Origin of the sequence: Corynebacterium sp. ACRPJ, assembly GCF_022347345.1 — a bacterium.
GTDB lineage: Bacteria > Actinomycetota > Actinomycetes > Mycobacteriales > Mycobacteriaceae > Corynebacterium > Corynebacterium tuberculostearicum_D.
Genome location: NZ_JAKRNC010000018.1, coordinates 1 through 18,229, shown reverse-complemented (window position 1 = coordinate 18,229; position 18,229 = coordinate 1). Strand labels below are relative to the sequence as shown.

Here is an 18,229-nt window from a genome sequence, read left to right as displayed (position 1 = left end):
TGCCAACGGCGGCACCAGTTCCATCATTTCAGTGAAAGCAGCCTCACGCTGCTTGGGGGCGGTGTCTGATCCCTTAAAGATGTGGTCGGACACCGTGGAGACGCCGAGCGCCTCCGCACTAGCGGCAGCAGCGGTAGCGTAAATACCGGTTCAGAGGGTGATGACGTGCCCGTTTGCCCGCGCAACTCTAATCGCTTCTACGACAGAGGGTGGAACAGTGTTTTTGTAATTACATAAAGTTCCGTCAAGGGTTAAGTGAAGTGCCCCGAGTTTTGTTCCTAGGCATTTGCCTTGATTTCTATTTTTACTTGCGGCGGGTTCTGCTTCCAAAATTCGGTTTCCACTTCGACTGGGGTTCGGTATCCCAAGCTTTGGTGAAGCCTCGTCTCGTTCCACCATGACACCCACTCGAACGTCGCGATTTCTACCTCGACAACGTCATTCCATCTGCGAGTATGGATCAGCTCGTTCTTGTAGGAGCCGTTAACGTTTTCAGCCAGAGCATTGTCATAGGAGTCGCCAACTGTCCCAGTAGAAGCGGCAATCCCGTGCTGGGCAAGGCGCTCGTTGTAGACAACGCTGACGTACTGCGAGCCATGATCTGAATGGTGAATGAGACCTGTTGTTTCCTCAGCACACACGATCGCCTGATTGAGAGCTTGCAGCGGCAGTGCTTCGGTCCGCATGGAATCTGATAACGCCCACCCAACGATCCGCCGGGAGAAAACGTCAGTGACAAACGCGGCATACACAAAGCCTTTTTTCGTGCGCACATACGTAATGTCAGCCACCCACAGCTTATTCGGGCTCTGGGCTTTGAATTCACGTTCCACCAAGTCTGGGCGCAGATCAGGAACGTGAGCTTTTCGGGTTGTGATAGGTGATCCGCCTTTGCCTTTGCCAGAAACACCGGCCAAGCGCATTAAACGGGCAGTTTGTTCACGACCGATATCAATTCCGTCACGGTGAAGAGCATGCCACATCTTCCGCACACCGTAGACACCGTAATTATCCCGATGAATAGAACTAATGCGTTCAACCAGCACAGCATCGCGAAGGCGACGAGCACTTAACCCACGGGCCTTGGACTGGCGATAACCACGTGAGGTGATGAACCCACCGACTCGGTTATTCTTCAACGTCTTACAGATGAACTCGACAGAGAAACGATTCCGGTATTTATCAATGAACCGGATCATTTCCGACGTTTTGGGTCGAGTTCTGACGCGGAAAAAGCTGAGGCCGCCTTCAGCAGCTCATTAGTGTCGCGTAACTCTTGATTTTCACGGCGTAGCCTCGCGTTTTCCGCGGCCAAGTCTTCAGGCACAGGTTCTGGGATGTTTCCCGCACGACGGGCCTGCTGGGTCCATTGACGAGCCGTGTGCCATGAACCCCCAACTTTGGAGCTACTGCCTGGCACGCGGCTTGCATCGACATATTTTCCGCCAAGATGCGGTCCTCTACAAGACGGACCACACGGTCCTTTGCATCCTGGTCAAATTTTCTTGGCATATTCCAGATTTTCCCATCCACTCAAACGGAACAAAACCTGGGGCACTTCATTTAAAAGAGGCGTCCGGCGTGAGCCGATGCTCTACATCACTCTTGCCTTATGGGTGGCCTCGACGAACCTCGCGATCCAAGAGCAATTTGAGCGGAAAACTGCAGGTCAAGACTCCATGACGCGACGACTCCGCATGGTGTGTGAAGACACCGGCCGGGACCTTGCCAAGGTCCCGCCTCGGACTTGATTGTGTGCATGAAGATGCTACATATCGCTGATTCTGTCCGCGGTGTTTGCGAGCCAAAGATATACGGTTTCAGTGGTTCGCAAGTCGAAGTTGATGGAGACGGAAGTTGTATTTTAGAGCAAAGACTGCGGGGTAAGATAGAGATAACTGGACGTGGATAATCGGCGGATGTGAGATGGGATCAAAAGAGCTTGTGCCTGCGGGTATTCGCGTTGTTGTACGCGATATGACAAGTGGCATTGTGCTTCGTGATATTCGGAGCATGTGGGAATCAGAGGGATTTCCTGAGCCTTCTTCGGTAGAACCAATCGCGGGGGAGCGGGTGTCCTTGTGTGAAGCTTATATTCGCCAAGTTGATTGGACATCTCATGCGCAAGTCGAACGTGCCCTAAGGGTGTTCCAAGAGACCTTGCTGGAGGTTTGGGAAGGTTGGCCAGAAGAATACTCGGCTAATCGTGACAGGGAATTTGGAAAGCTCACGCGAAAAATTGAGGCGGCAGGTCTCGAAGTTTCGGACAAGTGGCTGATTCAACTGCCGCCGAGTCTTGAGATTTCGCCAGACGACTTGAAAGGAATCAGTGATCCGGGTCAGATCTATGTTCACTTAGATCGACTGTCTCGGGCACTGCGTGATTCTGATCCGGAATCGGTTATCGGGCAAGCGAAAGAGCTGATTGAAACGACCGCAAAGCTAATCCTGAAGGAGCGAAATGTTGAATTCGATCCGAAATTAGAAATGAGACCTTTGCTCAGAAAGGCACAGAGTTCCGTCGGGTTGCGGGATGGAAATCAAAAGCTGGGACCAGACAGACTTCAAGCTGTAAGGCAGATACTCAATGGTGCTAGCAATGTTGCTTTGGGCCTTGTAGAACTGCGTAACAGCTATGGAACCGGGCACGGACCAGGGAGTTTACGGTCGGGGCTAGAGCAGCGGCATGCAGAGCTTGCAGTGAATGCTGCTCGTCTGTGGTGTGACATGGTGCTTACAACTTACAGTTCTGAAACCGCACCTTGGCGTTCCGAGGAGCCGGAAGGATAAGACTGTCAATCCAGTTGCGGAATGTCGACCGATAAACCTCTGGGAGATTTTATAAAACAAATGTTCTAATGCTCGTCTGGTCCTGCTGGGCGAGCTTTTTCATGTCCACAGCATGTGCTAGATAAAGGAAGCAAATGGTTTAGCGGCGATTCTGCGGCCTAATTTGCGGCCGATTGAAGCGCCTTAGTAGCGGAATTAATTCTCGGGAGATTTCATATCCACAGGTCGGGAGGCGCTTTTTGAAAAGCTGTGTTGAGCAGCCATCGTGAACATCACACCATGAGCAGTTCAACAAACTGCTACACCGGAGGTCACAAACTCGAAAGGGTTTGTGACCTCCGGTTTCTTTGTTTTTCTGAACTTGAGCGGTCGAGGATTGCAAGTGTGGGGATTTACATCCTAACTCCCGCTCTCGGCTTTCGAACTTTTGTTTTCGATGGTGTCAATAAGTCATCTTGATTGTTGTCTTGATCTGACGGCCTTGGCCAGGAAACGCTTCGCTGCGGCCACGTTCCGCTTCGGAGAGAGGTAAAAGTCCAGGGGCTGACCACCGGCGGTGATCGCCCGATAGAGATAGCACCACCTGCCGCCGACCCGGATATAGGTCTCATCCACCCGCCAGGAACTGGCCGGTGGGCAGAGACAAAGCCCTGGAATGAACTCCTGTCACGAGGGTCATTCCAGGGCATATTTCCCCTGACTAAGAGAAGCAGTGACACAGAAGGTCTACCTCAGCGTGGGCCCTGTGGGCATGCAGGTTCCGTGTGTGGCTGGTGTGCTGCGGCATGGTCGGTAGCGATTGTTGACCGACTCTGGAGCGGGTGCCTTGTCTGGTCTCGCGGTTCAGGGTGGGTGGACTATTCGGCGGGTTGGATCTCGCTCTCGGTGACCCACTTGTGGTTGGTCATCGTCATCCCGTCGACGGTGAGATCAACCATGTAGACCGTCTCCTCGGTGGAGTAATCGATGGTGGCCTCAGCACCCTTCATGCCGGACATGTGCTCGGCATCCAGGACAACGCTCGCCCCGTCGGGCAGGGGGGCCTGACCCGGATCGACGAGCTCCTCATGGACGACCCAGCGGTGGTCGGTAACCGGGGCCCCACCCTCGGTGGGGGTGTAGCTGACCGAATAGGTCGTGGTGTCAAACGCCCCGGAAATGGTGGCTGTGGCCCCGTCCATGCCGGGCATGTGGTCAGCGGTGAGGATGACCTCGGTGCCCACCGGGTACGTGGGATCCTCGGCCTCTTCAATGCCTGCCGGCGGTGCCCCGCCGTCGGCAGGGTGGTCGTGCCCGCCGTGCTCTTCGTCGGCAGTGGTGGTGTCTTCCTGGTGGGTCTCGTTGGTCTCTGCGGTTGCCGTCGTGGTGCTGGTGGTGTCGGCATCGTCGGAGTTGTCGGTGGCGTCGCTGCAGGCGGTCAGCGCCAGGGTGGAGGTCAGTACCAAGGCGGCGAGGGTAATGCTGCGTTTCATGAGCGTTCCTTTCAAAGGTGGTGTGAGTTAGGGGTCGAGGGACAAGGTCAGTCAGTAACGGTTACGGGGGATATCGACCCACTGTGTTCCTCCTTCGACTCGGTCGGAGCCAGATGAGCCGGATCCAGATCAATGCGGCGCAACAGCTGGGCGTTCAGGGCCACCACGATGGTCGAGGCAGACATCAAGATCGCGCCCACGGCCGGGGACAGCACGAACCCGATCGAGGCGAGCACTCCGGCGGCCAGCGGCACGGCGAGGATGTTGTAGCCAGAGGCCCAGATCAGGTTCTGGATCATCTTGCGGTAGCTGGCTTGGGACAGCTCGATCATCGACAGCACTGCCCGCGGGTCATCACTGGCTAGGACCACCCCGGCAGATTCCATGGCCACATCCGTGCCGGCACCGATGGCGATACCGACCTCCGCGCGGGTCAGAGCGGGGGCGTCATTGACACCGTCACCGACCATGGCCACGCTCAGGCCACGCTTCTGTAACTGGGTGACCTTGGTGTCTTTGTCCTGGGGCAGGACCTCGGCGAAGACCTCATCGATCCCCAGGTCCTTGCCCACTGCCTGGGCCACCTGCTGCGCGTCGCCGGTGATCATCGCGACCTTCACCCCGCGGTCCTGCAGGGCTTTCACGGCGGCGCGGGATTCGGGGCGGATCTTGTCCTCGACGGCCACGGCACCGATGATCTGACCGTCGCGGACAATATGGAGCACGCCGGCCCCACGCCCGGTCCAGGCGCTGGTGGTGTCGGTGAGCTCGGCCGGGGTGGTGAGGTTGAACTCGCGCAGCATGTTCGGCCCACCCACGAGGATTTCAGCGCCATCGACAGTGGCCCGGATCCCGCGGCCGGAGGCGGCGGTGAAACCGGTTGCGCGCAGTGGGCGGCGTGAGGCCTCCGGGTGTGCGGCCGCGGCAGCCACGATGGCGCGGGCCACGGGGTGTTCACTATCGGCCTCGGCGGCGGCGGCCAGGGCCAGCAGGTGCCCTTCCGAAGTACCGGGCACCGGGGCGACACCGGTGACCGCGTGCGCACCCTCGGTCAGGGTGCCGGTTTTGTCGAAGAGCACCACGTCGATGGTGCGCATCCGCTCGAGCGCCATCCGGTCCTTGATGAGCACCCCGGATTTCGCGGCTCGCTCGCTGGAGATCGCAATGACCAGAGGAATCGCCAGGCCCAGGGCGTGCGGACAGGCGATGACCAGCACCGTGACCGTGCGCACCACGGCATCGTCCGGGCTGCCGATGATGGTCCACACCACCGCGGTGATCAGAGCGGAGATTAGCGCGAACCAGAACAACAACGCCGCCGCCCGATCCGCCAGGGCCTGGGCCCGGGAGGAGGACTCCTGGGCGTCGGCAACCATGCGTTGGATCCCGGCCAGGGCGGTGTCCCCGCCGGTAGCCTCCACCCGGATGCGGACGGTGTTGTCGGTGGCCACGGTACCGGCGACCACCTTGTCACCGGTGTCGCGGAAGACGGGACGGGATTCGCCGGTGATCATCGCCTCATCGAATTCGGCGGCTCCGTCGAGGATGGTTCCGTCGGCCGGCACCCGGGCACCGGCCCTCACCAGCACGACGTCGTCGACGACCAGCTCGGAGATGGCCACGGTGCGAGTGGTCCCGTCGATGACTTTCTCGGCCTCATCCGGCAGCAGGGCAGCCAGCGCGTCAAGCGCGGAGGACGCGGCCCCGAGAGCACGCATCTCCAGCCAGTGGCCCAGCAGCATGATGGTCACCAGCAGGGCCAGCTCCCACCAGAAGTCCAGGTCAAAACCGCCCAGCCCCAGAGTGGTGACCCAGGAGGCTACAAACGCCACGGTGATGGCCATGGCGATCAGGAGCATCATCCCGGGTTGGCGGGATTTCAGTTCTTTCCATCCGCCCTTGAGGAAAGGCATTCCGCCGTAGACGAAGATGATCGTGCCCAGCACCGGGGGGATCCAGGTGGAACCAGGGAATGCCGGGAGGTGGTAGCCGAGCAGGTGGGCGACCATCGGGCTGAAAATAACGACGGGAATGGACAGAATCAGCGACCACCAGAAGCGGTCCCGAAACATTGCGGTGCTGTGTCCGGCGTGTTCGCCGTGACCATGAACGTGGTGGTCTTCGTCCAGGGCGGAGTGCGGGTGATCGTGGGGCATCGCCTTGCCGTGGGTGTCGGCAGCCGCGTGGTGTTCGTGGCTGGCAGGATCCGGGTGGTGAGTGTGGTCTGTTTCCGGAGCGGGGTGATCACCATGGTGATCGCCGGAATGATGGGGAGTGCTCATGACGTTCCTTTCGCTCAACCCGGTCGGGGTCGAGATGATGGGGAAAACTGATCAGGATAAGACGGTGTAGCCGGCCTCCTCGATGGCCCGGCGAACCATCTCCGGAGGTACGACACCGGTGACCGTGACGGTGGAAACACCACCAGCAGCGAGATCAATCCGGACGTCGTCGACCCGGGGGAGGGCCTGAAGGGCCTGGGTCACGCTTTTCGCGCAGTGCCCGCAGGTCAGGCCGGTGACCTGGTAGCTAGGGGAGGACCCTCCTGCTGACGAGTCGCTGGCGGCAGGGATGGAGGCGGCGTCGGCACGTGAGGCAGGTCCGCAACAGCTGCAGCCGTGGGAGGCCATCGGCAAGAGGCGGGGCGGGGAGGTGATCATGGGAAAGCTCCTACGGGTCGGTGGGATGCGGCGATGCCACTCTCTAGCGTATACCCCCCGGGGGTATATTTCAATGGGTGGAGGGCACGGTCCTCACGCGGGGCAGGGTGTGGTCACCGAGCAGCCTCCTCACTGTCGGGAGGGGACAGCGGGAGGCGGAGGGCAAACACCGCTCCGCGACCGAGTCCGGGGGAGGTGGCGGTAAGAGTGCCGCCGTGGGCCTCGATCAATGCCTTGGAAATGGTCAGACCGATACCGGCCCCGCCGTCGTCCCGGCTGCGGGCGGCATCCCCCCGGTAGAAGCGTTCGAAGATGTGTCCGAGCTGGTCAGGTGGGATGCCCTCGCCGTCATCGGCGACGTGGATGAGCGCGGTCGACGCCCCCTGTCGATGGACGCTGATCCGGACCTGCCCGCCGGCCGGGGTGTGCCGTAGCGCGTTCGACAGGAGATTGCTCATCACCTGGCCGAAGCGTTGCCCGTCCACGAGCACCCGGATGGTGTCCGTAATGGTTTCGACCTGTAAATCGACGCCTTTGTCAGCATAAGCTTCCCCCGCGGCAGCAGCGGCGGTATGGAGCAGATCCCCGAGCCCTTCCTCCGCCAGGTCCAAATCGATCCGGTGTTCCTGGGCCCGGGAGACATCGTCGATGTCTTCCATCAACCGGGTCAGGCGGGTGAGCTGGTCAGCCATGATCGTGTGGGTGGCATTATTCCAGTCCACGACCCCGTCCTGGAGACCATCGAGGTAGACCGTGAGCACCGATAAGGGGGTACCCATTTCGTGGGCCAGATCAGAGAGCATCTGGCGGCGGACTTGTTCGGTGTGTTCCAGCCGGTCGGCCATGGTGTTGAAGGCATGCGCCAGGGTGGTGACCTCGGGGCCTGCTTCTCCGGCGGGCACGCGGATACGGTAGTTGCCGGCCGTCAGGCTGGTAGCGGCGCGGGTGAGATCCTGCAGGGGGGTGCGCAGACGACGCGATAACCACAGGCTGGCCAGCAGGGCGCTGATCAAGGCAGTGGGCAGGGCGACGGCCAAGGTGATCAGGTTGGCGCCCCGGTAGGCCTGCTCGGCATGGAACAGCTCCAGCGAGGGGTCCTCCCGGCCGGTCATCAACATATGTTCATGGAACAGGATCGGACCCACCATCGTGGCCACGGCCGCGGCCACCAGCAGGCTAATCACCACCACCAACACCTGGGCGGCCAGGAAGCGGAAGGTCAGGCCGGGTCCGTGATTCATGGCTGCCCCACCCGGTAGCCCACGCCACGCACGGTGTCGATAAACCCCCGGCCCCGGGTGTCGGTGCCGAGCTTGCGACGCAAGTTGCCGATGTGGACATCGACGATGCGTTCATCACCGACCCAGGTGGTGTCCCAGACCTCGGAGACCAGGTCGTGGCGGGTCAGCACCTGGCCGGGGCGCAGGGCCAGGGCAACCAGCAGCTCGAACTCCGTGCGGGTGAGCTCCACGGTCGTCTCCCCCACCCGCACCTGATGGGCGACGGGGTCAAGGATGAGGTCACCAACGATCAAGGGAGTGGTCACCTGCGGTGGGGTGGTGCTGGTGCGCGGGCGGCGCAGCACCGCATGCACCCGGGTCACCAGTTCCCGGATGCTAAAAGGTTTGGTGATGTAGTCATCCGCCCCCAAGGTCAAACCGCTGATCTTGTCGTCCTCGCTGCCACGCGCGGTGAGCATGAGGATGTAGCAGTCCGAGAAGGTGCGGATCCGTCGGCACACCTCCAGGCCGTCGAGTTCGGGCAGTCCCAGATCCAGCACCACAACATCGGGGGAAAAGCGACGGGCCTCGTCCACGGCCTGGGTGCCGGTGTGCGCCTGGCGGGTATCGAAGCCGGCCCGGATGAGGTAAGAAGCCACCATCTGAGCTAGGGGTTGTTCATCATCGACGACCAGCACCCGCCCCGGGGGCGTGGCGGTGGTCGGTGTGCGGTCAGCCATAGGCCCTAGTATCGCTCCGGCCAGGGGGGAATACCACCCTCGCTCAGTGCCCGGCGGGAAATCTTCATCAAATCTTCAAACATCACCCTTCGACCGCCGTCACCCCTGTGCCCCACCCCGGGTCGGCGGCATCGCCTCCCCTGGTCAGCTCAACAGGCGCCACCAGGGATTTCACTGCCTGCACCGCATACCCGGGGCGGGTAGAAGGACATCGCCCACGGCTGTGGGGTGGTGTCCCGGTGGTGACCCAGCCCACCGGAGTCACCCCCTTTTTTGCCCTGTTATAAGGCTGTGAGCAGGGTTTTTTATTTCTGGGCCGTCAGGCACCCGTGCTAGATAAAAGTATGGCATTGACCTTGAGGCGGTGTCTTCTCACCGTCTTACCACGATCCAAGGAGATTGACGTGAACCGAGCAGCGATCGCAGCCGCCGCCCTTGCCCTCGCCCTCACGGGGTGTTCGGCCACCGACCCGGAACCCACCGCTGACGGGACGGTGTCCCAGGATACATTCCTGACTACCCATGGCCTGGCCGCCATGGACGCAGTGGAGATCATTGATCACCTTGACCGGCAGAAGGTCACTGAGCGTCCCACGGATCTGATCGCCTCCGTGCGTGCCGATGAACTGCTGCTCTCGAGCGATGGCCAGGAAGTCGTGGTCGATCTTCCCGACAATCAGACGTATGTCTCGATCGCACCCTATCTCACCTCCACCCACGACTGCTTCTACCACAGCCTCACGACCTGCCGGGGGGAACTCGACAATGAGGATATCCAGGTCACGATCACCGATGAGGCGACCGGTGAGGTGCTGGTGGACGAGGCGACAACCACCTTCGACAACGGGTTTATTGGCTTCTGGCTTCCCGATGATGTCACTGGCCTGATTGAGATCAGCTACCAGGGGCGTACCGGCACCACGGAGTTTTCCACCGCCGACGACGGTGCCACCTGTGTCACAGACCTGCACCTGACGTGATGGCTCAGCAGGGTCCTCACCTGCGCGTGTCTCCCGTATTACTGAAATCTAACACCAAGGAAGGTTAAATCATGATAAATGGATTTTCCCGACGACAGTTTCTGCTCGGCGGGCTCGTCCTCGCCGGCACCGGGGCCGTGGCCGCCTGCACCAGCGACCCTGGACCCGCTGCCTCGGCACCAGGTTCCTCCCTTCGCCCCACTCCCACCCCCAATGCGCTCGGTGAGCCGACGGTGCGCCGGACACTAACCGCCCGGCCCCTCTCTCTGGATATCGGCGGCATCGAAGCCAAGACGTGGGGATACGTCTCTGACACCGGGGATGCGGCCATTGAGGCCACCGCCGGCGACGTCCTCCAGGTCGATATCACCAATGAACTGCCTGAGAGCACCTCCATCCACTGGCATGGCATCGCACTCCACAACGCAGCCGACGGTGTGCCCGGCATGACCCAGGAGCCCATTGAACCTGGCGAGTCTTTCTCCTATGTTTTTGAAGTCCCCCACGGTGGCACCTACTTCTACCATTCCCACACCGGCCTGCAGCTTGATCGTGGCCTCCACGCCCCACTGATCATCCGCGACCCGCAAGACGCTGAGGACCAGGACGTCGAGTGGACCATCGTGCTCGACGACTGGGTCGATGGCATTCAGGGCACTCCCGACGATGAGCTCGACAAGCTCACCGGAATGGGTTCGGGCGACCATAACGGGAAGAAGGGGATGGGAGGTCACGGCCATATGATGCACGGCACCCCGGACCGGGTACTGGGCGGGGATGCCGGCGATGTGATGTATCCGCACTACCTCATCAACGGACGTATCCCCCGTGCTCACCGGACCTTCGAGGCTCGCCCGGGCGACAAGGCCCGCCTGCGGTTTATCAACTCCGGCGGTGACACCATCTTCAAGGTGGCCCTCGGTGGTCACCGCATGACCGTCACCCACACCGACGGCTTCCCTGTCCAGCCCTGGGAGACCGAATCGATCTACCTGTCGATGGGCGAGCGTGTCGACGTCGAGGTCATCCTCGGCGACGGCATCTTCCCGCTCACGGCTTTGGCGGTGGGTAAGGACGACCGCGGCTTCGCCGTCATCCGCACCGCCGGCGGCCAGGCCCCCCACCCCGATGTCGACTTCCCCGAGTTGTCGTCCACCGGACTGCTTCTGTCCTCCCTGAAGCCAGCAGACCGTGCACTCCTGCCCGAGGGCACACCAGACCGAGAAGTCAGCATCGACCTGGGCGGGCAGATGATGCCGTATGAATGGCGCATTCTCACCGACGGCCAATCCTCCTCCGCGACCGTGCAGGAGGGCCAGCGCCTGCGGATGGTCATGCGCAACAGGACCATGATGCCCCATCCCATGCACATCCACGGCCACACGTGGGCGCTGCCCGGCAGCGGCGGACTACGCAAGGACACCGTCCTTCTCCGCCACGGTGAAACCATGATCGCCGACTTGATCGCTGACAACCCCGGGGAGTGGGCATTTCACTGCCATAACGCCTATCACATGGAAACCGGGATGGTCAGCTCGCTTCGCTACGAGTAACCCCCACAGCAGGGTTGAGTGCCGAGGTGGGCAGAGTCGCTGCAGACCACCTACCGGGCAGGGTGCTGTTGCAAACTTCAGGCGGAGAGCCGTGACGACCCAGTTTTCATCCTCTGATGCTCGCTGCGGGTCGGCGTTCTCAGGCAGCCTCGAACACCCGGTTGACGATCACCGCGTCCGGGTTCGGGTGCCCGTAGGCAAACATCGCGCCCTGGCCTTTCCGTAATGAGTGCATCGCCTCCATCCCTTTCAACGTCCGATATGCAGATGTCCGGTTCTTAAACGCGCCTTTCGGCCCGAGGATCCGCTTCAGCCGACCATGGTCGCCTTCCAGGATGTTGTTGAGGTATTTCACCTGCCGGTGTTCCACTGTTGGCGGGCAGACTCCCTCTGACTTCACCCCGGCGATTGCCCTGGCCAGGGAGGGTGCTTTATCGGTGTTGATCACCCGCGGGAACCCGGTTATCGTGTTCGACCTCAGGGTCTTGGCCAGGAAACGCTTCGCTGCGGCGACGTTACGCTTTGGGGACAGGTAAAAATCCAGGGTATGCCCGCCCGCGGTGATGGCCCGATAGAGATAGCACCACCTGCCGCCGACCCGGATATAGGTCTCGTCCACCCGCCAGGATCGGGCCTGCCAATCCGGGACTTGTCGGTACCACCGGGTCTGCTTGTCCAGCTCAGGAGCATATTTCTGGACCCAGCGGTAGATGGTGGTGTGATCGACCGGTACGCCGCGTTCGGTCATCATTTCTTCCAGATCGCGGTAGCTGAGCCCGTAGCGGCAGTACCACCGGACCGCCCACAGGATGATTTCACGGGGGAAATGACGACCGGAGAAGATGCCCATGGCTGTGATTATTTCACGTCGCTCTTCCTACTGCCCCAACTTTGCAACAGCACCTTCCGATCTCTGTCTTCGTATAGATCAAGCGCGTTAGCATTTATTACCCTTAAAGAGTGATTATTAACGAACTTCGAAATTTACTGGCCAAAGCAACTACCCATGCACAGCGTTTTCAAGACGGAGAAGACCACACTGTAGCCGCAGCGCTCCTTACCAAATCAGGGAAACACGTACTCGGTTTGAACGCGCACCATTTCCTCGGTGGTCCTTGCGGGGAGATCTCGGCTTTAGCCAACCATGCTGCTAGTTATCCAGAGGACCCAATCCAAGCAGTAGTCGCCGTATACGGACCTACTGGTCAAGTTATTCCTCCTTGCGGTAAATGCCGCCAGGTGCTTTTTGATGTTGATCCGTCCATTCGGTGCATCGTGCGCGGAAGCAATGGACTTGAAGCACCTACCGTAGAAGAACTCTTGCCATTCGCATTCAACTGGCGAAATATGGAACAAGAGCAGCGCATCTACATGTGGGAAGGCTACGAGGAATCAATTCGTAGCGGAGAAAAGCAACAAACCATCCGGGTAGATGATCCCTTCCATGAAGGAAGTGCCCAAATTGTCTTCGAGAAAGAATCCGGAGAGGTCGTCACTATTCCGGCACAGGTTACGTCCGTTGTCTCTACCCGGCGAAGTGAATTGTCGGAAAAGCAAGCTCGAAATGACGGTTTTGGCTCTCTTTCCGAGCTTCAGGAAGCGCTAGATACTCACTATCCCGGATTAGCTGCCGATGACGAAGTAGACGTCGTAGGGTTCAAGCTCCAGTAACTCGAACGAGCTCAAAGCGTGTTTGCTTTCTGTAGAAGCAGTAGAAACTACAGCAAAAGGCTGGGGCAATCCATGGCGAACGGTGCAGATTGTGGCGCTTGGGTGTAGTTGGGTAGCCAACTCTATGGACAAGGCCTCACCGCCCCGGTGCTCATTGTGCGAGTACCGGGGCGGTGTTCTATGTCTATTTGTTGTCGTTGTCCTTGTCACTACCAAAGGTATGCGAACCGAATACGAATCCCACGACGGTTGTAGTTATCAACTTGAGGGTGTCAATTGCCATAGGGATTACTTCACTTTTTTGCGCCCATGGAAAAACGCTTACTAGCGAGAGTACAAATATCAAGCTCACGCATGTAAAGACCAGAATCATGCCCTGGCTAGAACGCCAAAAATGATATTGGTTTTTCGTCATTTCTTTAGACGTTGTGGAGGTCGTGAAGTCCTTGGGGGCAAAGAGGGGGCCATCCTCCTGTCCCTCATAAAAGGCAGACGGGTCAACTGGTTTCTTCGGAGGTTGCCCATCCTTTTGGGCTTCAACCGATTCTTGATGGTCGCTCATGCTGTAGTTAGGCCGAGTTCGTGACGGTAGGTGTCATCCGCGGCGATGTTGTCGGACGAAAGAAATGGGTGTTCGCTCTGAAAAGACTTATCCCATGCCGAGTTTTCCATGTGCGTAATGCGCGATAGGTAAACGGCCGAGCATTCCTTTGTGGCCGCCCAAACACTATTAAGCGCCTGCTGTAATGCAGAGTCGGCCCTCTCGTCAATCATGCGAGACTTGTTTTCCGCGTCCTTGGCAAAACGGGTGATGTAGTCACGGCTGAACGGGCGAAACTCGCTGTACACGCTGCGCAACACAGGGCCGTACTGCCAAGTTTCAAACCGTTCACTAAATAGAGATTTGCCAGTGTTCTTTTGATACTCGGCCGCCGTAAAATATAGAATCTTTTGCAGTTTCATTGGGCTTATCCTGCACTTTTCGGCAAAAGCGCGGTTAAGAACGTTGTTAGCAACCAGTGTTGGTGCATACGCCATTGGTTCCACCTCCTTTTACCACGAACTATAGTAACGCGCGCCCCCGCGCGGTACTCACCGCGCCGTTCGAGGGTACCCCCAAAGGGTTTACACTAATTCACCAATTAGCAATCTCAAACATGTTGCGCCACGAATCCGAGGAAACGCTTCATCCTTCCTGGGAAAACACCTTGTTGTAATTTTTTTAATCCGTTTTCTATGCAGATGCCGGTTCCAGCCGGTATTCTCTGTAATGGCTTCAAAGTTTAGTCAGCTTGGAGCTATGGGACACACTGACTTTTACACGAAGCGAGCCTGGGACTAACCACCCCATTACGGGTCCAACCACCGTCGCGTGTGCAGCGTCATATTTGCTGCTGCCGGGAAACCGGTGATGATTTTTCGATCATTTTGGATGGTGTAGAGGAGCTCGTTTATGAAAATTCCGCCCCCACATTTCGGCCGGAGAAAAACGCGTGTAGTTTCCGCGAGCGAATCGGTTCGGGTCGAGCTAATGCTCCCTGCACCAATCGTTCAACGCCTGGCTTCTGAGTCGGCAGAGATCGGCTGCTCAATGTCGCGAATTATGACGCGGTGGCTGAGAGAACTTGATGTTCTCGACGGCGAAACAGAAGTTGCGCATGAGGCAAAAGGGGGAATGACGACCTAATAGCAATTATCGGACAAATCCGAAAACGAAAAAACGAGGTCTGATTTTGCCGAATCAGCCTCGCTTGTGTCCCACGTGAGTCTTGCCGGACTCACAGGGAATTTATAATCAATTTCTCTTTCCAAGAAAAGGAGATGAGTTCATCTTGTCATGCCCATTGAACAAACGCAATAGCACCACTCCGCGAGTGCACGGCGGTGACCTGTAATGGGAAGATTCAGTGCACTTGCAGCTGCTCTACCGGTCGAAAACACCGATGTACCCGACGGTTCGGCTGAGGCTTTCATGACTCCGCTGGCAGCAGTCCCTGATAGAATTCGGCGACTAACCCGTCGAACGGTACCTGACCCTGCCCGCTTGGAACGGCTTTCGCAGGTGGGAATTCAACGCCCAGCCGGCCCTTTGAGGACAAGCGCGATTCAACGCGCCGCCCTCGTCCAATCCCATACTCGTGAGATGGATGAAATCGTCGATGCAAAGGCGACCCGGATCTTGGCACGTTATCTCTACGACGAAGGGCTTATCCACGGAGAAGTCGATGAGGAGCGGGCACTAATCCGCTCCTCAGTCGACCAATGGCTCTATCGTGACGATCTTTTCAGTATCCGTGCCCAGCGCACCTACCGAACTTTCTTATATGCCGCGGGACGGGTGTTGTACCCAAACCAATTTCCAGAGCCGCAGCGATCTCTTGGCCCTCGTCGAAAAGCCGTACAACCTGCTTCAATAGCCACGGCGTCAGAGCTGTATGCTATTGCGCCCCAACTTCCTGAGCTACTGAGAAAACAACTACTCACGATTCTCGATCTTGTAACCGGCGCCGGACTGTCGTCAGCTGAAATTCGTCGGCTTAGAGGCACAGATGTCAAGCCGCTATCGGTAGATGACCTCCACACTGTCGTCGCGATTTCGATTAGAAAGAAAGGTGCCATCAGCCGCGTTGTTCCGATTGTCTGCCCAGTGCGTGGTCAGCGAATCCTTGACCGTGCTCGCGAGGCGGGTGACAGCTACGTTTTTCCGTGCTTTGGAGACAAAATGCCTCGCAATGCGGTGTGCCATGTCTCAGAAGAACTGGTCGAACGAGGTTTTCGGGGATTTAATACGGCAGCGCTGCGCAATCGATGGGTGGCTGAATTGGCCACCCATCCCGGAGTTCCAGCTGCAATGCTCCTAGCAATGACTGGAATCGCAGACCTTCGCGTACTGCATGACATACAGGAGGCTCTACCTGACTACCGCCCAGCCGACTTTGCTCGCACCCTTTACAACCTCTCGGGAGAATTGTCATGACGATTGCAATTACCCGTTCTCGTGACCGATTCGCGACCGAATACATCGAGGAGTGCGCGAACATCATCGAGCGCTCAAACGCCCACAACATGATTGAAGAATTTTGGTGCCAGGACCGACGGACAGGAGGGCGACCTCGTTCAGGCACACAGTACTCGCTGCTGGCCGTGCTGGTGATAGGCCTCGCGCTTATTGGAACATGTCGGGCACCGAGCATGGCTGAAATCTATCGGCGCATATGGGAGCTCGACGAAGAGCTCCAGCAGCGCCTTGGTGTTGAATTGCACGGCACACAGGAAGAAAACTCCTACACAGGCTTCGCCATGTGGCTCACTAGAAAACTGGCACCACTCGACTCGCTCCCGGACATCCCGGCTCGAAGAGTAAAAACAGCGAGCATCGAAAAGCAATGGCCTCTCGGACATTCGAACAGCAAGAGCAGAGTCACATCGCATCCGAGCGGCTGCACCAAGTTGTAAACGCACTGGTCGCAGCCTCGATCCATGATATGGCCCCGGACGCGTATCGGGGTGACATTGTGGCGGATGAGACGATCATTGACCTCGCCGGACAGTCGCAAGGCTTGGGTAGCCGTGACGAGAAACGGCGTGGTGCTGCTTACTCCGGGGCCTATTACATCAGAGACCGTGAAGATCATTCGCTACACAGGGAAATTGGTAGCCGTCGCGTAATCAAAGGTGGAGTAGGAATTGGCGTGACGGCGATTAGCCGGATTGGTGCTCCTGGAGACGTGTATGGCGTGGCACCTGTGATTACGGCGGTATCGATAGGAAAACCCAGCTCGGGCTCGGTGGAAGAATTGGAGCGGGCCATCCGGTTCCACCAGCAGAACGGCCTCCATCGACGAACCCGCCGGGGTCGACTCCCGTTGCTCACAGTGGATATGGGGTACAACGTGAAGAAGTCTTTCAACGACCTGCTCCTTTCAGCCGGATATGCCCCAGTAGTTCGCTACCCGACGATGTGGCGAACGGTTGTAGCTTCGGATGCTGCGATTTCGGATCTGCGCCCACCTGGAGCAATGCAGATTTCGGGAGATTTTTATTGTCCAGCTGCGCGCGCGTATATGGGAGACGGGAAGCTTGTGCAAAAGACTCAAGCTTTACTGGAATCGAATGATGATAGCTTCGAGCGTCATGATGCCCGAATTGAAAAGCTCTTTCCCCTGCTTATGGGTACAAACTCGCGGCCATACAGGAGGTCTTCTCGCAGAGGGCGCCCTTCGAAGAGCCAGAATGAAGAAACTGTTCCCGTGCGAATTGATCTCGTGTGTCCAGCAGTCCAGGGGCGGGTCCGATGCCCACTTAAGCCTGGCAGCTTTCAAATTGCATCCCCCACGGCTCCGCAAATATCGCCCAATTGGACGGCGGATCGATACAAATGCTGCGCCCAGTCCAGCTATGCGCATGAGTACAGCGAAGAGCAATGGAAGCGCGCGCAATGGGGCTTGATACCAGGGTCGTGGGAACATGCCATATATTACGAGGCTGCACGATCCGTCACTGAGCAGCGTTTTTCCATCATGAAGTCCACCTATGTGACAGGAATGGAAAACCTGAAACGCGGTGTGCGACGAGAGCCCATGCTGGGGATAACGATCGGGTTGTGGATTGCCGCCACAAACCTGGCGATTCAGGAGAGCTATTCGCGGCAAAAGGTTATTCCAAACTCGACTGAAAAACGTATGCGGCTAATTGCGGAAGACATTGGTCGAACGCTCGTGAAGATCCCGCCAAGAACCTAAAGTGTTGGGAAATATAATCGAATAAAAGTTCTAGCACCCGTATTGGTTTTGTCCGACGGGTGCTTTATATTTTTGGTGGAAGAAGTCTAGGGGTCGTTCGTCCGTCCGGAGGGCGTTTGAAGGGGCGGAGACGGCAAACTGTGGAGTCTTCAAACTGCGGGAAAATGTGCGGGAATTTCGCAAATTAAGCATAGGAGCGGCTGCTTGATTTCCCCGATCTATCTGCGAACGAGAAGAGCACACCATTGTGAAGTCTCGAGACATCGTTCCTATGGTGTCTTGAGGTTACCCTCGAGTAGTGGACACCCTATTTGTGCGGATCTTGTGTCCGTAGGAGAGGATGTTCATTGTGAGTCAACAGCGCAAGAAATACACGCCGGAGTACCGGCGTGAAGCCGCAA

Annotated in this window: 15 protein-coding genes and 2 pseudogenes; 7 read left to right on the top strand and 10 right to left on the bottom strand. The window is 58.2% G+C overall.

The window, feature by feature from the left end; all coding sequences use genetic code 11:
- Positions 1-278: 278 nt before the first annotated feature.
- A pseudogene (locus tag MHY08_RS10515) lies at positions 279-1,512 on the bottom strand (IS3 family transposase).
- A 414-nt stretch (positions 1,513-1,926) separates the two neighbouring features.
- Between MHY08_RS10515 and MHY08_RS10510 the strand changes: the two are divergent.
- A complete protein-coding gene (locus tag MHY08_RS10510; protein ID WP_239236619.1) occupies positions 1,927-2,790 on the top strand; it encodes an abortive infection family protein in 864 nt (287 codons plus the stop codon).
- A 468-nt stretch (positions 2,791-3,258) separates the two neighbouring features.
- On the opposite strand, the pseudogene MHY08_RS10505 reads toward MHY08_RS10510, so the two are convergent.
- The 6 genes and pseudogenes from MHY08_RS10505 to MHY08_RS10480 all read right to left on the bottom strand — a co-directional run.
- Positions 3,259-3,420: pseudogene (locus MHY08_RS10505) on the bottom strand (DDE-type integrase/transposase/recombinase); the annotation flags it as partial.
- A gap of 227 nt (positions 3,421-3,647) precedes the next feature.
- Positions 3,648-4,262, bottom strand: a complete 615-nt coding sequence (locus tag MHY08_RS10500) for a YdhK family protein (RefSeq protein ID WP_049151221.1) — start codon at positions 4,260-4,262, stop codon at positions 3,648-3,650.
- A gap of 47 nt (positions 4,263-4,309) precedes the next feature.
- Positions 4,310-6,544 (bottom strand): copper-translocating P-type ATPase, encoded by a 2,235-nt coding sequence (locus MHY08_RS10495; RefSeq protein ID WP_239236618.1) that lies wholly within the window; start codon positions 6,542-6,544, stop codon positions 4,310-4,312.
- 51 nt (positions 6,545-6,595) lie between these two features.
- Positions 6,596-6,922, bottom strand: coding sequence for a heavy-metal-associated domain-containing protein (locus MHY08_RS10490; protein ID WP_239236617.1), 327 nt, complete (start codon positions 6,920-6,922; stop codon positions 6,596-6,598).
- Between the two features lie 113 nt (positions 6,923-7,035).
- On the bottom strand, positions 7,036-8,163 hold the full coding sequence (locus MHY08_RS10485) for a cell wall metabolism sensor histidine kinase WalK (RefSeq protein ID WP_239236616.1): 1,128 nt from the start codon (positions 8,161-8,163) through the stop codon (positions 7,036-7,038).
- Complete coding sequence (locus tag MHY08_RS10480) at positions 8,160-8,882, bottom strand: response regulator transcription factor (RefSeq protein WP_239236614.1); 723 nt, start codon at positions 8,880-8,882, stop codon at positions 8,160-8,162. The genes MHY08_RS10485 and MHY08_RS10480 overlap by 4 nt, the downstream gene beginning before the upstream one ends.
- 404 nt (positions 8,883-9,286) lie before the next feature.
- Here MHY08_RS10480 and MHY08_RS10475 point away from each other — a divergent pair, with 404 nt between their 5' ends.
- Together MHY08_RS10475 and MHY08_RS10470 are read left to right on the top strand one after the other, a co-directional pair.
- Positions 9,287-9,862: a CueP family metal-binding protein gene (locus MHY08_RS10475; protein WP_239236612.1), complete on the top strand. Its 576-nt coding sequence runs from the start codon at positions 9,287-9,289 to the stop codon at positions 9,860-9,862.
- 71 nt (positions 9,863-9,933) lie between these two features.
- Positions 9,934-11,415 (top strand): multicopper oxidase family protein, encoded by a 1,482-nt coding sequence (locus MHY08_RS10470; protein WP_239236609.1) that lies wholly within the window; start codon positions 9,934-9,936, stop codon positions 11,413-11,415.
- 139 nt (positions 11,416-11,554) lie between these two features.
- Here MHY08_RS10470 and MHY08_RS10465 read toward each other — a convergent pair whose 3' ends face one another.
- Positions 11,555-12,265 carry an IS6 family transposase gene (locus tag MHY08_RS10465; protein WP_239236608.1) on the bottom strand — a complete coding sequence of 237 codons (711 nt, stop codon included), beginning with the start codon at positions 12,263-12,265 and terminating at the stop codon, positions 11,555-11,557.
- 110 nt (positions 12,266-12,375) lie between these two features.
- On the opposite strand from MHY08_RS10465, the gene MHY08_RS10460 reads away from it, so the two are divergent.
- Entirely contained in the window at positions 12,376-13,086 is a 711-nt protein-coding gene (locus MHY08_RS10460) for an ASCH domain-containing protein (RefSeq protein ID WP_239236607.1), read from the top strand.
- Positions 13,087-13,270: 184 nt separating this feature from the next.
- Here MHY08_RS10460 and MHY08_RS10455 read toward each other — a convergent pair whose 3' ends face one another.
- Both MHY08_RS10455 and MHY08_RS10450 read right to left on the bottom strand, forming a co-directional pair.
- Positions 13,271-13,648: a hypothetical protein gene (locus tag MHY08_RS10455; RefSeq protein WP_239236606.1), complete on the bottom strand. Its 378-nt coding sequence runs from the start codon at positions 13,646-13,648 to the stop codon at positions 13,271-13,273.
- Positions 13,645-14,124 carry a Panacea domain-containing protein gene (locus tag MHY08_RS10450; protein ID WP_239236605.1) on the bottom strand — a complete coding sequence of 160 codons (480 nt, stop codon included), beginning with the start codon at positions 14,122-14,124 and terminating at the stop codon, positions 13,645-13,647. Before MHY08_RS10450 ends, MHY08_RS10455 begins: the two co-directional genes overlap by 4 nt.
- Before the next feature lie 1,105 nt (positions 14,125-15,229).
- On the opposite strand from MHY08_RS10450, the gene MHY08_RS10445 reads away from it, so the two are divergent.
- The 3 genes from MHY08_RS10445 to MHY08_RS10435 are packed head-to-tail and all read left to right on the top strand — an operon-like array spanning position 15,230 to position 17,828.
- On the top strand, positions 15,230-16,063 hold the full coding sequence (locus tag MHY08_RS10445; protein ID WP_239236603.1) for a hypothetical protein: 834 nt from the start codon (positions 15,230-15,232) through the stop codon (positions 16,061-16,063).
- Complete coding sequence (locus tag MHY08_RS10440; protein WP_239236601.1) at positions 16,060-16,542, top strand: hypothetical protein; 483 nt, start codon at positions 16,060-16,062, stop codon at positions 16,540-16,542. The genes MHY08_RS10445 and MHY08_RS10440 overlap by 4 nt, the downstream gene beginning before the upstream one ends.
- A gap of 59 nt (positions 16,543-16,601) precedes the next feature.
- Positions 16,602-17,828 (top strand): hypothetical protein, encoded by a 1,227-nt coding sequence (locus MHY08_RS10435; RefSeq protein ID WP_239236600.1) that lies wholly within the window; start codon positions 16,602-16,604, stop codon positions 17,826-17,828.
- The last annotated feature ends 401 nt before the right edge of the window (positions 17,829-18,229 follow it).

What these genes read in the sequence shown, in the direction of transcription:
- MHY08_RS10485 (WP_239236616.1), bottom strand. Translation starts at nt 8,163, where the DNA reads ATGAATCACGGACCCGGCCTGACCTTCCGCTTCCTGGCCGCCCAGGTG.
- MHY08_RS10465 (WP_239236608.1), bottom strand. Translation starts at nt 12,265, where the DNA reads ATGGGCATCTTCTCCGGTCGTCATTTCCCCCGTGAAATCATCCTGTGG.
- MHY08_RS10450 (WP_239236605.1), bottom strand. Translation starts at nt 14,124, where the DNA reads ATGGCGTATGCACCAACACTGGTTGCTAACAACGTTCTTAACCGCGCT.
- MHY08_RS10455 (WP_239236606.1), bottom strand. Translation starts at nt 13,648, where the DNA reads ATGAGCGACCATCAAGAATCGGTTGAAGCCCAAAAGGATGGGCAACCT.
- MHY08_RS10510 (WP_239236619.1), top strand. Translation starts at nt 1,927, where the DNA reads ATGGGATCAAAAGAGCTTGTGCCTGCGGGTATTCGCGTTGTTGTACGC.
- MHY08_RS10445 (WP_239236603.1), top strand. Translation starts at nt 15,230, where the DNA reads ATGGATGAAATCGTCGATGCAAAGGCGACCCGGATCTTGGCACGTTAT.
- MHY08_RS10500 (WP_049151221.1), bottom strand. Translation starts at nt 4,262, where the DNA reads ATGAAACGCAGCATTACCCTCGCCGCCTTGGTACTGACCTCCACCCTG.
- MHY08_RS10470 (WP_239236609.1), top strand. Translation starts at nt 9,934, where the DNA reads ATGATAAATGGATTTTCCCGACGACAGTTTCTGCTCGGCGGGCTCGTC.
- MHY08_RS10480 (WP_239236614.1), bottom strand. Translation starts at nt 8,882, where the DNA reads ATGGCTGACCGCACACCGACCACCGCCACGCCCCCGGGGCGGGTGCTG.
- MHY08_RS10495 (WP_239236618.1), bottom strand. Translation starts at nt 6,544, where the DNA reads ATGAGCACTCCCCATCATTCCGGCGATCACCATGGTGATCACCCCGCT.
- MHY08_RS10440 (WP_239236601.1), top strand. Translation starts at nt 16,060, where the DNA reads ATGACGATTGCAATTACCCGTTCTCGTGACCGATTCGCGACCGAATAC.
- MHY08_RS10490 (WP_239236617.1), bottom strand. Translation starts at nt 6,922, where the DNA reads ATGATCACCTCCCCGCCCCGCCTCTTGCCGATGGCCTCCCACGGCTGC.